Annotated in this window: 13 protein-coding genes; 6 read left to right on the top strand and 7 right to left on the bottom strand. The window is 74.7% G+C overall.

All coding sequences use genetic code 11. From position 1 onward, the window contains the following. The first annotated feature begins 2,579 nt into the window (after window positions 1-2,579). Complete coding sequence (locus tag ABZT03_RS07580) at window positions 2,580-2,765, top strand: hypothetical protein (RefSeq protein ID WP_356034880.1); 186 nt, start codon at window positions 2,580-2,582, stop codon at window positions 2,763-2,765. Window positions 2,766-3,215: 450 nt separating this feature from the next. After that, window positions 3,216-3,515 (top strand): hypothetical protein, encoded by a 300-nt coding sequence (locus tag ABZT03_RS07575; RefSeq protein WP_356034877.1) that lies wholly within the window; start codon window positions 3,216-3,218, stop codon window positions 3,513-3,515. Here the strand turns inward: ABZT03_RS07575 and ABZT03_RS07570 are convergent. From ABZT03_RS07570 to ABZT03_RS07555, 4 genes are all read right to left on the bottom strand, one after another. Beyond that, a complete protein-coding gene (locus ABZT03_RS07570) occupies window positions 3,464-3,622 on the bottom strand; it encodes a DUF6760 family protein (protein WP_356034875.1) in 159 nt (52 codons plus the stop codon). The two genes, ABZT03_RS07575 and ABZT03_RS07570, sit on opposite strands and share 52 nt — an antisense overlap. Beyond that, window positions 3,619-4,122, bottom strand: a complete 504-nt coding sequence (locus tag ABZT03_RS07565) for a hypothetical protein (RefSeq protein WP_356034872.1) — start codon at window positions 4,120-4,122, stop codon at window positions 3,619-3,621. The genes ABZT03_RS07570 and ABZT03_RS07565 overlap by 4 nt, the downstream gene beginning before the upstream one ends. After that, on the bottom strand, window positions 4,122-4,565 hold the full coding sequence (locus ABZT03_RS07560; RefSeq protein ID WP_356034870.1) for a phage tail protein: 444 nt from the start codon (window positions 4,563-4,565) through the stop codon (window positions 4,122-4,124). The genes ABZT03_RS07565 and ABZT03_RS07560 overlap by 1 nt, the downstream gene beginning before the upstream one ends. Window positions 4,566-4,632: 67 nt before the next feature. Continuing rightward, the gene (locus ABZT03_RS07555; RefSeq protein ID WP_356034868.1) at window positions 4,633-6,216 is read right to left on the bottom strand and encodes a phage tail sheath subtilisin-like domain-containing protein; all 1,584 of its coding nucleotides are present in this window, start codon (window positions 6,214-6,216) and stop codon (window positions 4,633-4,635) included. 246 nt (window positions 6,217-6,462) lie between these two features. Here ABZT03_RS07555 and ABZT03_RS07550 point away from each other — a divergent pair, with 246 nt between their 5' ends. The 3 genes from ABZT03_RS07550 (at window position 6,463) to ABZT03_RS07540 (ending at window position 10,132) form a co-directional block, all read left to right on the top strand. Continuing rightward, window positions 6,463-7,098, top strand: a complete 636-nt coding sequence (locus ABZT03_RS07550) for a DUF4157 domain-containing protein (RefSeq protein ID WP_356034865.1) — start codon at window positions 6,463-6,465, stop codon at window positions 7,096-7,098. 115 nt (window positions 7,099-7,213) lie between these two features. Beyond that, complete coding sequence (locus ABZT03_RS07545; RefSeq protein ID WP_356034862.1) at window positions 7,214-8,653, top strand: hydrolase; 1,440 nt, start codon at window positions 7,214-7,216, stop codon at window positions 8,651-8,653. A 30-nt stretch (window positions 8,654-8,683) separates the two neighbouring features. Continuing rightward, window positions 8,684-10,132 (top strand): RICIN domain-containing protein, encoded by a 1,449-nt coding sequence (locus ABZT03_RS07540; RefSeq protein ID WP_356034860.1) that lies wholly within the window; start codon window positions 8,684-8,686, stop codon window positions 10,130-10,132. Between the two features lie 81 nt (window positions 10,133-10,213). Here the strand turns inward: ABZT03_RS07540 and ABZT03_RS07535 are convergent, their stop codons facing one another. The 3 genes from ABZT03_RS07535 to ABZT03_RS07525 all read right to left on the bottom strand — a co-directional run bounded on the left by ABZT03_RS07535 (window position 10,214) and on the right by ABZT03_RS07525 (window position 13,758). Continuing rightward, on the bottom strand, window positions 10,214-12,238 hold the full coding sequence (locus ABZT03_RS07535) for an ATP-binding protein (RefSeq protein WP_356034857.1): 2,025 nt from the start codon (window positions 12,236-12,238) through the stop codon (window positions 10,214-10,216). Further along, entirely contained in the window at window positions 12,235-12,927 is a 693-nt protein-coding gene (locus ABZT03_RS07530; RefSeq protein WP_356034855.1) for a DUF4255 domain-containing protein, read from the bottom strand. Before ABZT03_RS07530 ends, ABZT03_RS07535 begins: the two co-directional genes overlap by 4 nt. 162 nt (window positions 12,928-13,089) lie before the next feature. Then, on the bottom strand, window positions 13,090-13,758 hold the full coding sequence (locus tag ABZT03_RS07525) for a LuxR C-terminal-related transcriptional regulator (RefSeq protein ID WP_356034852.1): 669 nt from the start codon (window positions 13,756-13,758) through the stop codon (window positions 13,090-13,092). A gap of 269 nt (window positions 13,759-14,027) precedes the next feature. Between ABZT03_RS07525 and ABZT03_RS07520 the strand changes: the two genes are divergently transcribed. Further along, window positions 14,028-16,832: an AAA family ATPase gene (locus ABZT03_RS07520; RefSeq protein ID WP_356034850.1), complete on the top strand. Its 2,805-nt coding sequence runs from the start codon at window positions 14,028-14,030 to the stop codon at window positions 16,830-16,832. Window position 16,833: the final 1 nt, after the last annotated feature.

The following is a 16,833-nucleotide window of genomic DNA, read 5'->3' as shown; positions in this document are numbered from 1 at the left end:
GGCGCAGAGGGACCACCCGGGTGGGAGCCGCCTGGCGCTGAACGGCCGGTGTTGCCAAGGGTGTTGAGGTGAGCTGAGGCATGGCTGGGGTGGGCGGCGCGGGTGCCGGGGCGGAGCGGGAGGCCGCCGGCTGTCCCGGTGTCGCGGGAGGCGGTGCCGTACGGCCGGACGGGGCCGCCGGGAGAGGAGTCGCGTCGGCGGGCGGGCTGCTCAGGGGGGCGCCCAGGGGAGAGTGACGGCGGCCGGGCCCGGAGGGTGCGGCGGCGCGCTGAACGACCGGTGACGTGCCGGACGGCGGGACGGGGAGAGAGACGTCCACCGAACGGGGCTGCCCGGATGCCGAGTTGGCCGGCGGCGCAGCCGGTCGGGTCGGCCGGGTCGGCGGGTTCGCGGGGGTCACCGGCTGCGAGGCGATCGGCGGGCCGAGGCCCAGCCGCGAGGGGCGGCCGGAGGCGCTGCGCTGCAGGGGAGGGGTCACTCCGTGGGAGCGGGCGGCCGGGGGCGCGGCGGCCGACGGGGTGGAACTCGCCACCGGATGCGAAGAGTCGGCGGGGGCGGCGCCGGTCACTTGCCGGTGAGCGGTCGTTGCCGAGTGCTCAGGACCAACGGCCGCGCGCTGCACGGCCGTCAAGGCGGGACGCGGTGATCCCACGCTCGGGGCGTGTCCGGGCCGCGCGCCGGACGAGGCCGGGGTGCCTGCCGGGCTCGGGGCGACCGCCGCGCGCTGTACGGCACCGGGTGCGGGACGGGCACCGGCGGAGGGCGCGGGCGCGGAACCGGCGGCCGTCGGGGGGCTGTCGGCAGGGTTCGGTGCCTGCGCGGGCGGGGAGATACGGCTGCCGTCTCCCGACGCGGACACCGGGCGGCGTTGGACGGGCGGCGCCCCGTCACCGGAACCGGTGCCCGTCCCGTGCGGGGCGGCGGGGGCGGTGAGAGGCGTCGGGCCGCTCGCCCCACCGCCGGGCGGCGAGAGCTGAGGCAGGCCGGAGTCGGAGGTGGCTCGGCGCTGGACGGTGGGCTGCGCTGCGCCCGAGCCCGAACCCGTGCCGGTGCCCGAGTTGGTCGTGCGTGCGGCGGCGGGAGTCATGGGGGCAGCCGGGCCGGAGGTGGCGGCCGGTCGACGCTGGACCGGCGGCTGCCCGGTTTCGGACCCGGTGGCGGTCGTACGGGGGACCGCGGGGGGCGTCGGGGCCGTCGAGGCTGCCGGAGCGGCGGGGGCGCCGGTGGACGGCCGGCGTTGGACGGTGGACCGGGAGCCGTCACCGGGGTTCGCCGGACGCGGGGCCGCGGGGGCGACCGGGACGGACCCGGAGTCGGCCGTCGACCGGCGCCGGCCAGGAGGCAGGGTCGCGCCGGAGCCGGAGCCGGAGCCGGAGCCGGAGCCGGAGCCGGTGTCGGTCGTGCGGGGGGCGGTAGGGGCAGTAGGGGCCGTAGGGGTCGCAGAACCGGAGTCGGACACGGCCCGCCGCTGGACGCTGGGTAGCGGCCCGACGGAGCCGGAGTCGTCGCCGGTCGTGCGCGGGGCCGCAGGGGGCGTAGCGGCTGCCGAACCCGAGTCGGACTCGGACCGTCGCTGGACGGCGGGCAGGGGCTCGACCGAGCCGGGGCCGTCGCCGGTCGTGCGCGGGGCGGCAGGAGCCGTAGGGGTTGCCGAACCGGAGTCGGACACGGCCCGGCGCTGGACGGCGGGCAGCGGCCCGACGGAGCCGGACCCGGCGTCGGCCGTGCGCGGGGCCGCAGAAGGCGTAACGGCTGCCGAACCGGAGTCGGACACGGCCCGGCGCTGGACGGCGGGCGCCGATCCACCGGAACCGGCGGCCGCTCGGCGCGGAGCGACAGCGGACGGAGGAGCGGGAGCCGCCGTCGGGCTCACCGGGGGCGCCGACCGGGTTACGGCCCCCGGAGCGGCCGGGGAAGTTCCTGGTTGACCGGAGTCGGACGCGGAACCCGAGCCGGACGTGGATCCGGACGGTGTGCGTCGCTGCACGGAGGGCTGCCCCGCGCCCACACCGGGGTTCGTCGCATCGGGAGCCGCGGGAGCCTGCGTCGGCCCGCCCGGCCGGTCGCCGGAGGCGGAAGGCAGGGCGCCGGTCGTGCCCGAGGGCGGCAGCGGGCCGCCGGCCGCCGGACGTCCGTCGCCGGTCGGCCGGGTCACCGCACGCTGAACCGGTGCGCCACCAACTGCCGTACCACCGCCGCCGGAAGAACGCCGCGGGGTGTCGGGGGCGCCGCCGGTCACCGGGGTGGGGGGACGCTCCGCCGTACCCGCACCGGGTGGAGTCACGGCCCGTTGGACGGGGGTGTGACCTGCCGCGGAAGCGGGCGCGGCGGGGTGAACCTCCGCTCCACCCGCCTCCGTCGGCCTCCCGGCGGACCTCTCCGCCGACGGCCCGCTCGCACCAGGTGCCGTACCGCCTGTCGGGGCGGGCACCCGGCGCGCCACCGGCAGCGTCCGCCGCTGTACCGCGTGCGGCGCGGACTGAACCGTCGTCAGGGACCGTGCCCGGGAAGGCTGTTGCGCCGGCACCGGAGTGACCCGGAGACCGGAGGCGGGGCGCACGGCCGGGCGTACCGCTGCGGTGGCCGAACCCGTCGTGGCGACCGGAGCCGGCGCGGACGCCGACCCGCCGCCGGACGACGGCACGGACCCAGCCGAAGGCCCGGAAGCCGTCGAGGCCCCCGGACCCACCGGGGTCCCGGAAGCCGCCGAAGCAGCCGGCCCCGGCAAGGCCCCCGAGGCGCCCGGAGCGACCTGTGACCGCTGAACCGCCGGAGGAGCCATCGGAGAGACCGAGGTGCCGGGACCGCCCGCGACCGCCCGCTGGACGGCGGGCGCGGGTCCGCCCGGACCGCTCACCCCGGCGGGAGGAGCCGGCGTACCCGACGGCGCACTCGTCCGGGAGGCAGCGGCGGCCACCGAGCCACGGGCCGCACCCGCGCGGGGACCCGCCCCGCCGCCTCTCCCGACCGGCACGGGTGTGGTCCGCGTCGGGGTCTCCGAGGGCGAGGGGTGTCCCGGTGACACCGGTCCGCTGTGCGGGAGGGCCCGCAGGGGCACTGCCGGGGCGCGTTGCACGGGCGGTTCGGCGCCGCCCGACGGCAGGGAGCCCGCCGGGCGTTCGAGGCCCTGCACGGGTCGGCCCGAGGGGGCGTGGGCCGGCTCGCCGAGCATCGCGCCGGACCGTCCGTCCAGCACCGCGTGGGACGCCGTGCCCATGAACGACGGGTTCTGCCAGGTCGGCAGCCGCCCGCTGAACCGGGCGTCCGCGACGGAGGCCCGCCCCTCGGTCATGGCCCGCTGGATCGGCGGCAGCCCCGACCAGGAGGCGGCCACCACGGGTCCGCCGCCCGCGGACACGGGTGTGGGCGCGGGCGCGGCGGCGCCGGCCGGCGACGGCGGTGCCGCCGTCGTGGCCGTCGTCGTGTCCGTACGCCTGCGCAGCCGGTCCAGGAACGCCATCGGTCAGCCCTCCGACCCGGCCCGCGTCACCAGGGACGCGATCTGCTGCGTGTAGCGGCGGCGGTCCTCGTGTTCGAGGTCCAGGATCTCCTCCAGGCTCCAGTGGAAGTGGTAGGCGACGTACGCGATCTCCTCGTGCAGCCGGTCGGTCGCGTACGTCACGATTCCCCCAGGCGGCTCCCGCCGAGTTCCACCTCGAAGGGCTCCGAGCAGTGGGGGCACTCCACCGCCGCCCGGGTGTGGCCCTCGGCGTTCACCTGGCGGTAGAAGTCCTGGAGGAACGCGAGGTCGGAGGCGAACATGTTCTCCACGATCCCGTCGTGCACCATCGCCAGCGTGCCGAGGCGGGTGATGACCCGGCCCAGCAGGACCACCGACAGATAGGCGGGGTTCTCCTGGACGCGCACGTCCCGCAGCGGGATCAGCTCGTCCCGGGCCGTCGCCAGGCGCATCACGCCGTCCCGGTGGACGGTGCCCGCGTCGTCGACGTAACCGCGGGGCAGTTCGAAGGGGAACTCGGTCCGCAGCGGCTGCGCCGCCGGGACCGGCGCCGGGGCGGGCGCGGGCGCCGGTGCGGCGGTCCGCTCCGGCCCCTGCGCCGCCTCCGGCGCCGGGACGTCCACGATCGGGCCCGCGCCCGCCCTGGCAGCCGTACGGCGCATTACTCGATGACCAGTTCTTCGAAGACGATCGTCACGGTCTCGGTGAGCGCGGACGCCTCGCCGGCCTTCAGGGTGCTGGCGGAGATCTTGCTGCACCAGGCGCGGCGCATGTTGTACCGCTTCACCGGGTTGTACTCGTAGTCCATCATGATGATCGACGCGTTCTTGCGGGCCGTGCCCATCCGGCCGGCGATGGAGTCGTTGATCCACGTCGTGAACGCCGAGGACATGGTCATCCCGCGCACCACGGTGACCTGCCCGTCCTTCTGCACACCCGGCATGAGGGTGATCTCGGGCCGGCCCTGCGAGGAGTTCTGCGGACTCTTGATGACGTCCTGTTCCATGTTGAGGCCGTCGACCGACGTGAGGTACTCGACCATCACCCCGTCGATCTGGAGACCGAAATTATGTGAGGTAAGGGAGTCACCCTGGGTGAGAGTCATCTGTTCGCTGTCCTTCTAACCTTCTAAGGCTTCTGACGATCGCGTGCGGCCGGGGCGCAGGCCGGGCCTACTCCTCCAGCTCCCCGCCACCGCTGGAGAACTGGGCCAGCCGGAAGATCACGAACTCGGCGGGCTTGACCGGCGAGACACCGATCTCGCAGATGACGCGGCCCACGTCCACCGACTCCGGCGGGTTGGTCTCCTCGTCGCACTTGACGTAGTACGCCTCCTCCGGCCGCTGGCCGAAGAGGGCACCGCTGCGCCACTCGTTGACGAGGAACGCCGACACGTTGCGGCGGATCCGGGCCCACAGCGCGTGGTCGTTGGGCTCGAAGACCACCCACTGGGTGCCGAGGAGGATCGACTCCTCCAGGTAGTTGAAGTACCGGCGCACGTTCAGGTAGCGCCAGGCCGGGTCCGAGGACATGGTGCGGGCGCCCCAGACGCGGATGCCGCGGCCCGGGAAGGCGCGGATGCAGTTGACGCCGATGGGGTTGAGCAGGTCCTGCTCACCGCGGGTGATCTGGATCTCCAGGTCCACCGCCCCGCGTACGACCTCGTTGGCCGGCGCCTTGTGCACACCGCGCTCGAAGTCGTTGCGGGCCCAGATGCCGGCGACGTGACCGCTCGGCGGGATCACCCGGGACTGCCCGGAGGCGGGGTCGAAGACCTTGATCCACGGGTAGTACAGGGCCGCGTACTTGGAGTCGTAGCCGGCCGTCTCCTGGCGCCAGACGCGCACCTGGCGCGCGTTGAGGCCCGGCGGCGGGTCGATCACCGCGACGCGGTCGCCCATCAGCTCGCAGTGCGCGATCAGACCGAGCTGAACCGCCTTGACGGCCTCCAGGTCGATCGCGCCGCGCTGGTAGGCGGCCATCAGGTCGGGGACGGCGACCATCGAGATCTCGTCCACCGCCTCCAGGCCGCCGAAGCCGGTGCGGTCGGCGGAGTCACCGAGGTACTCGGCGGGGCCGGGGTGGGCGTCGTCCTCGGCGGCCGGCACGGCCGGGGCCTGGGCGGTGGCCGGGGACGCGAGCGCCACGGTCTGGTTGTCGGGGCGGACGAGCTGCGCGGCCGGCGCGGCCTCCTGCACGGTGATGAGCTTCGAGCGCTCCTTCACCTGCGTGACGACGTAGTTGCGGCCGCCCTTCTTGGCGCTGACGTCGAAGGTCTCCACGGCCTTGTCGCCGTCCTTGACGATCAGCCGGAACCGCTCGGCGGGGCCCTCGCCCTCGGGGTCGGCGACCTCGACGCTCAGCGAACCGCCCGCGATCGCGGTCACCGAGAAGGTGCCGAGCTGCTTGGGCTCACCCGGCGGCAGCGCGGCCGGAGCGGCGGAACCGTTCAGCGCGGCGGCCGGGGAGGAACCCTCGGTGGCGCCGTCGGCGGAGCCGCCGACCCGCACGACGTAGGCCGCCGAACCGCCGTTGTTGAAGAAGCCGTAGACCGAGTGCGCGAGGTAGTAGCCGTCGGTGAAGGCACCGAAGGCCGCGACGTACTGAGTCCAGTTGGTCACCAGCGTCGGCTCGTTCAACGGACCGGTGGGCGCGAGTCCGACGAAGGCGGCGACCGATGTGCCCACTCCCTCGATGGGACGCGAGCCGCTGGCCACCTCCTCGACGTATACGCCGGGCGACAGGTAGGACGGCATGCTCTGCTCTCCTCGGGGTACGAGACAGGAACGTCTCCAAGCCTCACGCGCGCGGGCGCCGGACGAAACGTCCGCCGGTGCCGGACCGGGGGCAACTCCGCTGCCCGCAAGGGCAGTCCGTCACGCCCTCCCGTCCCGCCGGCCGGCGGCCACGCCCCGAGGTCTGCCCCGAAGGACCTTCCGCCGCGCGGCCCGGTGCGTTATTCCGGGGAGGAAGACCACCCGTCGCCCGGACCGGGAAGGCCCATGCGCGCACACGAAGAGAACCGTTCGTCCGCCGACCACAAGCCCGCCGACCGGACATCCGCGCACCTCAGGCCCGGCGCCGTCCCGTCCGGGCCGGCCGCCTCACTGCCGCCGCTGCTCGCGCTGCAGCGCGCCGCCGGGAACGCGGCGGTGACCCGCGCGATCGGGGAGGCGCGCCACGAGCACGGCGCGGACTGCGGCCATGAGCCTGCGGCCGTCCAGCGGGCGGAGGAACAGCCCTCCGTGCAGCGCCGATCGTCGGTCTTCGACGCGGTCGGCTCGCCCGCCTCGCCGCTGGAGCCGCGCATCCAGCAGCGGGCGGAGCAGGCGTACGGCATGAGCTTCGCCCATGTGCGGGTGCACTCCGGGCCGGTGGCACAGCGCTCGGCCCAGGAGTTCCAGGCCAAGGCGTACACCACGGGTTCGGACATCGTCGCGGGGGCGTCCCGCCTCGACGACGAGACGATGTTCCACGAACTCGACCACGTCCGCCAGCAGAGCATGGGGCAGGTCTCGGGCACCGACAACGGATCGGGGGCCAAGGTGTCCTCGCCCGGCGACAAGTTCGAGCGCAAGTCCGCCGAGAACGGCCGCCGGATGGCGCAGGGCGGCGCCCCCGACCTGAGCGGCCCCTGACGGCCGCGGTCCCTTTCCCTTCCGGGGCGGCGGCGCACCCGGGAGGGCCGCGAGGGCAGCGAGCTCTGCACTCAAGGCTCCTGACCCGTCGCGGCCGCCGCACTAGCGTCGACGCGTGAGCCTGTGGACTTCTCTGGAACCCGCCTCCGCGACTGTGGACCCGGGTGGCAGTACGCGTGTGCGGTTGAGGTTGCGCAATACCGGTGACGTGGTGGACGAGTACCGGTTCGAGGCGGTGGGTCCGGTCGCGCCGTGGACGTCGGTGGAGCCGGCGAGTCTGCGGTTGTTTCCGGGGACGACGGGGACGGTGGAGCTGACGTTCGCGCCGCCGCGGTCGCCGGACGCGTTGGCGGGTCCGAATCCGTATGCGGTGCGGATCACGCCGACGGAGCATCCGGAGGCGACGACGGTCCCGGAGGGCAATCTGACGGTGACGCCGTTCTCGGAGGTGCGGGCGGAGTTGGTGCCGCCGACGGTGAAGGGGCGGTTTCGGGGGCGGCCGCGGCTGGCGATCGACAATCTGGGCAACACGAAGTTGACGGCGTCGCTGAGTGGCAGTGACACGGGTGATCAGTTGTCGTACGAGATTCGTCCGGGCAGTGTGCAGGTGGAGCCGGGGCGGGCGGTGTTCGTGAAGGCGACGCTGAAGCCGCGGGACATCATCTGGTTCGGGTCGAAGGAGCAGCGGCCGTACACGGTGTCGGTGCTGCGGTCGGGTGCGAAGCCGTTGCCGGTGGAGGGCACGTATGTGCAGCGGGGGTTCTTGCCGCGCTGGCTGGCGACGTTCTTCGGTCTCTTCCTCGCGCTGGCCCTGACGTTCACCATGTTGTGGATCGCCTACAAGCCCAATGTGCGAAGCGGCGCCGACGAACAGACCGTCGAAGCCGGAGCCACCCTCGCACCCAGCCCGTCGGTGTCGCCGAGCCCGCCGTCCCTGCCCAGCGCCGAGGTCTCGGCGCCCGTCGTGCCGCAGCAGACGCAGGAGCCCGCGTCCGGAGGGGGCGGTGGCGGAGGAGGCGGGGGAGGCGGTGGTGGTGCCACGGCCACCGTCACCGCGAAGCCGAAGCCGGACACCGCCGCCACGGCCGTACGCCGCCTCGCCAAGGACGACCCCGGCGGGCGCCACATCTGCTACCGCGCCTACGTCACCGGCGACGGCTGGCAGAAGCCGGTGTGCGACGGCACGATCGCCGGCACCACCGGCCAGGAGAAGCCGATCAGGGCCCTCAACATCGCGGTGGCCGGCGCGGCGGGCTCGGCTGCCAACGCCTTCGTGTACAACTCCGAGTCGACCGACGGCAGGGGCAAGTGGATGCCGAAGTGGACGCCGATCGTCCCGGACCGCGACGACAACTACATCGGCAGCTCGAAGAAGGACGCCCCCTACATGACGGGCTTCGCCATCAACATCGGCAGCGGCCAGATCTGCGAGAGCTCCCACGTCCACGACACAGGCTGGAGCAACCAGGAGTGCGCCGGCCCGCGCGGCGACTTCGAGTTCGGCGGCGCCCTGGAGAACGTCCACTGGCTCGAAGCCGTCAAGTTCACGGTATGACGGGTGACGCTATGACGGGTGACTGGTGACATGACGATCTGGACTTCTCTGGAACCCGCCTCCGCGACTGTGGACCCGGGTGGCAGTACGCGTGTGCGGTTGAGGTTGCGCAATACCGGTGACGTGGTGGATGAGTACCGGTTCGAGGCGGTGGGTCCGGTCGCGCCGTGGACGTCGGTGGAGCCGGCGAGTCTGCGGTTGTTTCCGGGGACGACGGGGACGGTGGAGCTGACGTTCGCGCCGCCGCGGTCGCCGGACGCGTTGGCGGGTCCGAATCCGTATGCGGTGCGGATCACGCCGAGGGAGCATCCGGAGGCGACGACGGTCCCGGAGGGCAATCTGACGGTGACGCCGTTCTCGGAGGTGCGGGCGGAGTTGGTGCCGCCGACGGTGAAGGGGCGGTTTCGGGGGCGGCCGCGGCTGGCGATCGACAATCTGGGCAACACGAAGTTGACGGCGTCGCTGAGTGGCAGTGACACGGGTGATCAGTTGTCGTACGAGATTCGTCCGGGCAGTGTGCAGGTGGAGCCGGGGCGGGCGGTGTTCGTGAAGGCGACGCTGAAGCCGCGGGACATCATCTGGTTCGGGTCGAAGGAGCAGCGGCCGTACACGGTGTCGGTGCTGCGGTCGGGTGCGAAGCCGTTGCCGGTGGAGGGCACGTATGTGCAGCGGGGGTTCTTGCCGCGCTGGCTGGCGACGTTCTTCGGTCTCTTCCTCGCGCTGGCCCTGACGTTCACCATGTTGTGGATCGCCTACAAGCCCAATGTGCGAAGCGGCGCCGACGAACAGACCGTCGAAGCCGGAGCCACCCTCGCACCCTCGCCGACGCCCACACCCGTCCTGACCCCCGCCGCCCCGCCCGAGCCGGCCGCTCCCGTGGCGCCGCAGACCAGCGCCGGCGCCGGTGAGGAGAAGCAGGACACCGGTTCGGGCGGGGGCGGAGGCGGGGGTGGCGGCGCGCCGGCCGCGCCCAAGAAGAAGACCGCGAAGCCCGTGGTGCCCGCGACGAACGTCGTGCTGCGCAACACCACCACCAAGAAGTGCGCGGACATCCCGAACTACGACAAGGGCCAGATCAACGGGCCCGTGCGCCAGTACGTCTGCGACGAGACCACGCACGACAACCAGCGCTGGAACCTCGAGGTGAAGTACCCGAAGGGCGGCCCCGGCAGCAAGCCCCTCTTCCAGATCCGCAACGTCAAGGACCAGCTCTGCATGGACCTGCCGTACTACGGGGCGCAGCCCGTGCGGACCCCGATCACCGAGTTCACCTGCGACGGCACCACCGCCGACAACCAGCTGTGGTGGATCCAGAAGCAGCCGAGCGGCGCGTACTGGATCCGCAACTTCGCCAGCGACAACAAGTGCCTGGACGTGGCCGGTTACAGCGCCGGCGGCAACGACGCCGACCTGACCCTGTTCGACTGCTCCCACACCGACGACCAGGAGTGGCAGGTCGTCCGCACCTCGGACCAGTGAGCCGACCGGGCCGAATCCGGCAACCGGCCTCTCCGTGCCGGGAGTTCTGGCACGGAGAGGCGGGGCGGCACCGTCGCCCCGCTACCAGGCACCCTCGCCCGGCACCAGCCGCCCCGCCTTGCGGTACTCGCGGCGGGCGCCCTCCAGCAGGTCGGCCCCGGTGACCACACCGTCACGGCCGGCGGCGAGATACGCGGCGGTGACGACGGCGCTGCGGATGGAGCCGCCCGCCAGCTCGAAGTCGGCCGCCACCGGGCCCAGTTCGATGTGCTCCGCGCAGGGCACGTGGGTGAGGCTGTGCCGCCACAGGGCGACGCGCTGGCCGGCGTCGGGGAAGGGGAAGTCGACGATCAGGTCCAGGCGCCGGGTGAACGCCTCGTCGATGTTGGCCCGCAGGTTGGTGGTGAGCAGGGCGATGCCGTCGAAGGACTCCAGGCGCTGGAGCAGGTAGGCGCTCTCCATGTTGGCGTAGCGGTCGTGCGAGTCCTTCACCTCGGACCGCTTGCCGAACACGGCGTCGGCCTCGTCGAAGAGGAGGACGGCGTCGGTGCGGTCGGCCTCGGTGAAGATGCGTTCGAGGTTCTTCTCGGTCTCGCCGAGGTACTTGTCGACCACGGACGACAGCTGCACCACGTAGAGGTCGAGACCCAGTTCGGCCGCGACCACCTCCGCCGACAGGGTCTTGCCGGTGCCGGACTCGCCCGCGAACAGGCCGAGGACGCCCCGGCCGCGACCACCGCCCGCGCTGAGCCGCCAGTCGCCGAGGACCCGGTCGCGGTGGCGGGCGCGCAGGGCGAGTTCGTGCAGCCGGCCCAGCGGCTGCTCGGGCAGCACCAGGTCCCCCCAGTCGACGTCGGGCCTGATCCGGCGGGCGTGCCGCTCAAGTCCCGAGGCGGACTGCTGGCGGGCGGCCAGCCGCAGGTGGGCCGGGGTGAGCGGGGTGCCGTCGAAGCCGGCCAGGCGCTGGGCGGCGCGGGCCGCCCGGGTGATGTGGTCGCCCGCCAGGTGGTAGGGCGCGACGGTGGCCGCGAGGTCGAAGCCGGGCTCCTCGCCGAGCGCCGCCGACCAGGCGCGGACCGCGCCCGCGCGCTGCGGGGGCGCCTCCAGGACCAGGGGGTCGTGGTCGCTCCACTGCGGGTCGTAGGGGCGCGAGGCCGTGATCAGCACGAGGACGTCGGTGGCCGAGGCCAGCTCCCGCACCAGGGGGGCCGGTGCGTCGGGCAGTCCGGTGACGACGACCGCGCGGCCGGTCAGCCGGGCCTCCCGCAGCAGGTCGGGCACGCGGTCCTCGGGTCCCGACCAGCGCAGCGCCCCGAGGCCCGCGGTGTGCAGGGCGACCGCGGCCGAGGCGAGGCCGTCCCCCTCGTGGCGTTCGCGGAGGTAGGCGGTGAACGGGGCGCCGGCGGTGAGCCGGGCGGCGAGCCGTCGGGTGAAGCGGCTGAACTCGCTGTCCTGGCCGGCCTCTTCGTCCTCGCCGGCGTCCGCGGGCACCGACAGCGGGTGGAGGTGGCCGGCGAGCGACGCGTCGGGGGTGTCGTCGCCGAGCAGATGCGCGACGAGCCGGTCGGGTACCCGCAACGAGCGGCTGAGGAAGGGCCGTTCGGGCTCCTCCACGACGAGCAGCCCCAGCGCGCACAGCGGGGCCGCCGGCTGTAGCCGGGCGCGGGCGGCGGGCAGGTGGACGGGCAGGCCGCACAGGTCGAGGGCCAGGGCGACGGTGGCGCGCCGCCGGCTGACGTCGTCGTTGAGGTAGCCGTAGAACTGCTCGAAGGCGCGGTCCAGGTCGGGGGCGAGGGCGATCAGCAGCAGCAGGGCGTCGAGGTCGGACAGGCCCAGACGGGCGGCGAGGCCGGTCAGCCGGTCGGGTGACGGCCCTGCGGCGGAGAGGTCGAGCCGGGCGGGCTGCGCCGGACGCAGCAGATGCCGTACGGCCTCCTCCGGCAGGTACAGGCCGCGCAACGGGTCGGCGGCCGTGGGGTCGTCGGCGGCACGCTGGTCGACCAGCAGGGCGACGCGCTCACGCAGTCCGGCCAGCCGGTCCAGGAGGGCGACGGACAGATCGGCCTCCGGGGCCGCCTCCTCGTACGCCGTCGGCGCCGACGTCACGTCGTGCCGCCCCGCGTCGCTTCCCTGGCCTCCCGGGCCACCGCCTCCCGCGCCTCCCGGGCCGCCGTGACCTGCCGTGGCCGGTGCGCGCGCTCCTCCGGCTCCGCCGGCTCGCCGTCCACCGCGCGCACCCGGATCGCGGCACCCTCGGTGACGGGCGGGCCGGCGTCGTACTCGGGATAGGCCGGGAAGGGCGCGGTGACCACGAGGTCGAGGGACGGCTTGAGTTCACCGCCGAGCGCGGACCAGATCTCCGCCAGGGACCGCGACTCCGTCTGGATGCCCGCCACCGACACCGGCATCGTCAAACCCAACGCGCCGAGCGCGCCGGGCAGTTCCGAGGGGGCGATCAGCTCGCGGGGGATCAGCGTGGCCAGCACGGCGGACAGCAGCCGGTGTTCGTCCTGGGGCTGCTTCGTCCACGCGGTCACCAGGTACGACAGCCGGAACCAGCGCGGCGGCTGGCGGCGCTTGACGATCACGTCCCGGTCGTCGCGCACCGACATGTGCCCGCGCTGACGGCGTTTCACGTCCTCGCGGATGTCGTACAGGTAGGCGTTGATGGTGGGCGCGTTGCGCCGGGCCGCCCAGTCGCGGGTGGGGGCGTCGAGGGCGACGTCGATGCCGGATCCGGCCAGCGCCCCGCCGCTGAGCAGCCCTTTGAGGACCTCGTCCACTTCGTGGATCACCGTCGTGCTCCCGCCCTGCCGTGCCAGGGCGCACGCGCCCTGTGTGCCACCTGCGGCCCTACCCGATCCTGCCCTCCGCCCGGCCCGCGCCCGCAGGCACGCCGGGGACGGCCGGGGGGCAGACCGGACTGCCCTCGGGGCCGGTTTCGGATGCCCGTTCGGTCAGATGTAGCCTTCGCGGAGGGCATGCGCCACGGCGTGGGCGCGGTTGCGCAGATGCAGCCGGGTGGTCAGCCCGTGCATGACGTTCTTGACGGTTCGTTCGGAGTAGGACAGCTTGCTGGCGATCTCTCCGGTGTCGAGTCCCTCGGCGACCAGCCGCAGGACGTCGACCTCACGCGGTGTCAGTCCCGAGGCCGGTGCGCCCGACCGGCCGGCGGCTCCGCGGTGCAGCGAGCCCACCTGGCTGATGAGCCGGCCCAGCAGGTCGGCCGGCAGGTCGCCGTCCCCGCGGGCGGCCGCGAGCACGGCCGCCACCAGCCGGGTCGCCGTGGCCTCGTGGCGCCACACGATGGCGCCGACCCCGCACTCGATCACGTCGAGCAGTTCCGTCTCCCGCAGGGCGCCGACCACGAGCACCGCCCGCGCACCCTCACTGCGCACCAGCCGGCGCAGCCGCGTCAGCGCGGCCTCGTCGAGCGTCTCCTCGACGAGCAGGGCCACCGTGCCCGGCCCCGACTCGCTCTCCTCGCGGAGCAGGACCTCCGGGTACCGGCGCAGCTGGCTGAGGGCTCCCTCCCGCGAGATCGGGTCCGAGGCGTGCACCGCCACGGGTACCCGGTCCGCGGCGTCGGCCGTGCCCGGGTGTGTGGTGCGCGATTGGCTGAGCAAGCGTTTCCCCTATGTCCACGTGTGCGCCACCTCCACAGAGCCGGTGGCAGGCGTGCACTCTTCACACTCGTGTGGCGGACGGGACGGGCGCAATCGTGGAGCACCACGAGCAGCACCACGAGATCGGCGCCGCCGCGACCACGACGACGACCGCCCGTCCGGTTCCACGGCTGCCGCACCGGACCGCCGTGGCACTTCTCACGTCACCGCACCCCGTCGGACGGCGTCTTCCCCCGGGGAAGGCGTTCCGTCCGACCAAGGAGGCACGGATGTCCGTACCGCAGCGTGAACTGCCGCGCGAGCACCGGGAAGCCGTCGCGCTGCTGGCGGACCAGGCCGCGCGGGCCCGGGCCGGCGCGGGCGGCCTGGTGCTGCTGCGCGGGGCCACCGGCACCGGCCGGACCACCGTCCTGGAGGCCGCCGCCGAGGCCGCGGCCGGCCACGGCATGCGGGTGCTGCGCGCCCGCTGCTCGCCCGGCGACGCCACCGTGCCCTTCGCCGCCGTACTCCAACTCCTCGCTCCCGTACCCGGATTCGAGCAGTTCGACGCGGCGGGCGGCGAACGGGAGCGGGCCGCGCTGCTGCGCCGCGTCCTGCGCTCCTACGCCGACGAGTCCCCGGTGCTGCTCGCCGTGGACGACGTCCACCTCGCCGACGCCCCCTCGCACCGCTGGCTCGTGGAGACCGCCCGGCACGTCGACCGATTACCTCTGCCGGTCCTGCTGGCCGTCACCGAACGCAGCCAGTACGACATCGACCCGCCCGCCCCCGGCTTCACCCACACCCTCTCGCCGGCCCTCGTGCACACCCACACCCTGGCCCCGCTCACCGCCGAGGCGGCCGCCGGGCTGGTCCGTGCCCGGTTCCCGTCGGCCACCGGGTCCTGGGTCGACAGCTGTGTCCGGGCCGGCGCGGGCAGCCCCCTGCTGCTCGGCGCGCTCCTCGACGACCTCGCCGGCCCCGGCCGGCACCCCACCGTGCCGGAGACGTCCGCCGCGCTGTACCCCGGCACGTACCCGGAGGCCGTGCGCTGGTGGCTGGACAGCGCCGGCCCCGGCACGACCGAGTCCGCGCGGGCGCTCGCGGCCCTCGACGAGGGACGGGACCGCGGAGCGCCCGGCCGGCCGGGCGACGGCCCCGGACACGTCGCCGACGGCCTCGCCGGCCTGCTCGCCGACCTCGCGGGCGCCGACCCCGCCCGGGTCGCGGGCTGGCTCACCGCCATGACCGGACTCGGCGTGCTGCGCCCCGACGCCGACGGCCGCCCCCGCTACGCCCACCCCCTGCTGCGGGACGCCGTCCTCGCCGGAGTGCCCGCCGAGCGGCGGCGGGCCGCGCACCGGGCCGCCGCCGAGGCGATGCTGCACCGCGGCGCGCCCACCGAGACGGTGGCCCGCCAACTGCTGCTGTCCGGACCGGCCGGCACCCCCTGGGCGCCGGCCGTGCTCCAGGACGCCGCCGCGCTCGCCCTGCGCGACGGCCGCGCCGGCGACGCCGTCGCGTTCCTGCGCCGCGCGCTGGAGGAGCCGCTGACCGACGAGCGCCGGCAACGGCTGCTGACCGAACTGGGCTCCCTGGAGTGCGCGGGCACCGAGTCCTCGGCCGGCATACCCCGGCTGTCCGAGGCGCTGCGGCTCGCGGGCGCGCCGCAGGACCGGGTGCGTACGGCGGTGGCCCTGGGCACCGCGCTCGCCGGACGCGGCAAGACGCGCGCCGCCGTGGAGGTGCTGCGCACGGTGGACGGGCAGCTCGCCGGCCGCCCCGAACTCGCGGACCGCTCCGACCTCGTGGGCACCCTGCAGAGCGCGTCCGCGCTGCTGTCCGACCAGGACCAGACGGTCCGCGCGGAGGTGTACCGGTGGCTGTGCGACACCGCCGAACACTCCCCGCGGCTGGTCGGTCCGGCCGCCCGGGCCCTGCTCGTGCGGCACGCGGCGAGCGCCGGACTCACCTCGGCCGACGACGCGATGCAGCGGATGCGCACCCTGCTCGCGGCACCCGCCGACCCGCTGACCGAGCCGTTCCTGCTGGGCACGGCCGCGGCCGTCGCGCAGTGGGCCGACCACCTGGACGAGGCGGACCGGCTCGTCGACCGCGGCCTCGCCGGCCAGCGTCCCGACCTGCTGCACCCGATGCACCAGGCGCTGCTCAACGTACGGGCCGACATCGCGGCCGCCCGCGGCGAGCACACCCGGCTGCCCGCCGAGCCGCTGCTCACCCCGGGCGCCGGGCCCTCCAACGCGCACGCCCACACCCTGATCGCCCTCGTGGAGACCGGCCGCACCGCCGAGGCGCGCCGGCTGGCGGACGGCTTCGACCTGCGGGCGGCCCCGGACTCCTGGGAACTCAACCGCTTCCTGTACGCGCGGGGCGTGCAGCGCGCCGCGGCGGGTGAGTGGGCGGCGGCGCTGCACGACTTCCTGGAGTGCGGCCGCCGGCAGAGCGCCCGCGAGGTGTTCAGCCCGGTCGTCACCCCCTGGAGATCGGCCGCCGCCGAGTGCCGGCTCGCCCTCGGCAGTCCCCTGGAGGCGCTCGCCCTGGCCGGGGAGGAACTGCGGCTGGCCCGTGTGTGGGGCACCCCCCGCACCATGGGGCGCGCCCTGCGGGTCCTCGGCACCGTCACCGGCGGCCGCCGCGGCCTGGAGCTGGCCGAGGAGGCCGTACGACTGCTGCGGGACGCCCCCGCCGCGGCGCAACCGGAGTACGTGGCCGCGCTGGTCGCCCAGGGCCGCCAGCTGACCGCCGCCGGGGATCGAAGCCGGGCCCGGCACTGCCTGCGGGAGGCGGCCGAACGCGCCGAACGTCTCGGCGCGCCGCGGCTGCGGACCCTCGCGGAGGACGCGCTGCGCGAGGGCGGCGCCCGCCGCACCACCGGCGTCCGCACCGGCTCGGGGTCCCTCACCGGCAGCGAGCGGCGCATCGCCCAACTGGCCGCCGACGGACGCACCAACACGGAGATCGCCGGCCTGCTGCACCTGGCCCGCCGCACCGTGGAGACCCACCTCACCAGCACCTACAAGAAGCTGGGCATACGGCGGCGGAACGAGCTGAGCCAGGCGCTCAGGACGCCGTAGA

It is taken from the genome of Streptomyces sp. NPDC005574 (assembly GCF_040605435.1).
GTDB lineage: Bacteria > Actinomycetota > Actinomycetes > Streptomycetales > Streptomycetaceae > Streptomyces.
This window is presented reverse-complemented; position numbering and strand designations above follow the sequence as displayed.